The sequence below is a fragment of the Lentzea kentuckyensis genome (genome assembly GCF_002150765.1).
In the GTDB taxonomy this organism is placed as follows: Bacteria; Actinomycetota; Actinomycetes; order Mycobacteriales; family Pseudonocardiaceae; genus Lentzea; species Lentzea kentuckyensis.
The window spans coordinates 1-1,142 of record NZ_MUYM01000181.1; the positions used below are offsets into that span (position 1 = coordinate 1).

Consider the following 1,142-nt stretch of genomic DNA (forward strand, 5'->3'; position numbering starts at 1 on the left):
CGCCACGCCGGCCACGTCGCAGTCGGCCGAGGCTTCGGCGACGGTGACCGGCCAGGTCGTCGCGGTCGTCAACGGCAAGTCCATCAAGGTGAAGGTCAACGCCACCACGACCGTGGACGTGGACTACAGCATCACCAAGACCGTCATCTCGGGTGAGCTGAAGGTCGGGTCGAACGTCCAGGTCCAGGGCCAGCAGATCGCGGGCAAGTTCGTCGCGTCGGGCATCATCGTCATCAAGTGACACTGACGGAAAAGGCCGGCGTCGCCCTCACGCGCCGGCCTTTTCCAATGCCGCGGCCAGATCGCGCCTTCCGGAAATACCCAGTTTTCGGTAGGCGCGGGTCAGATGTAGTTCAACGGCGCGAGGCGTGACGAACAGTTCCGCCGCGATTTGCCGGTTGGTCAGGCCCAGCACGGCGCGGCGCACGATGTGGTCTTCCTGGGCGGTGAGCACCGAGCCCGACGGGGTGCGGGCCGGGCGGCCGNNGGCCGCCACGCCCATCAACGGGATCGCGCCGCACCGCTTCGCCACCTCGTGGCCCTGCCTCAGCGCCGCCAGCGCCTCTGGACCGCGGCCCTGCGAGCGCAACGCGACACCCCAGTCGACCAGCGCCCGCGCCAGTTCCAGGCGGGCCGGCGAAGCGCGCAGCGTCGTCACGGCTTCCTCCAGCAGCGAGACATCGGCGGCCACCACGCCGGACACCCGCAGAGCAACGCCGATCGGCACGGCGAGACCCCAGTCGCGGGCCAACTCCAGTTCCTGCCCGGCCAAGCACAGCGCCTGGTCTCGCTCCCCCAACGCCAAGTGCGCCAACGCCGCGNNGGTTGCGCGCGCCGCGGCGTTCCATGCGTGCGCCGCAAGTGAGGTGATCGCGCAACGCCGAGACGGGGTCGCCGAGAGCCATGTGCAGACGGCCGCGATGGTGCAGAAGTGCGGCGAAGTGCGAGTACTCGGGCAGATCGCCGTCGAACGAGCGTTCGCGCACCAGCCGCAGCGCGGACGTCGTGTCGCCGGTGTCCACCCACACGCCGACCAGTCCGGCCACCGTCGCCACCACGTTGCCGTCCTGGTTGGCGCCCAACGCGTCGAGCCGCGTCAAGGAGGTCATGCCGAGCCGTTCCGCGACGCCCAGCGAACCCAG

Annotated in this window: 2 protein-coding genes; one reads left to right on the forward strand and one right to left on the reverse strand. The window is 70.1% G+C overall.

What is annotated here, in order from left to right; genetic code table 11:
• On the forward strand, nt 1-241 hold a 241-nt coding region (locus B0F77_RS48450), incomplete at its 5' end, for a hypothetical protein (protein ID WP_158103015.1).
• A 27-nt stretch (nt 242-268) separates the two neighbouring features.
• On the opposite strand, the gene B0F77_RS51045 is transcribed toward B0F77_RS48450, so the two are convergent.
• Nucleotides 269-502: a helix-turn-helix domain-containing protein gene (locus tag B0F77_RS51045; protein WP_425435829.1), complete on the reverse strand. Its 234-nt coding sequence runs from the start codon at nt 500-502 to the stop codon at nt 269-271.
• Nucleotides 503-1,142: the final 640 nt, after the last annotated feature.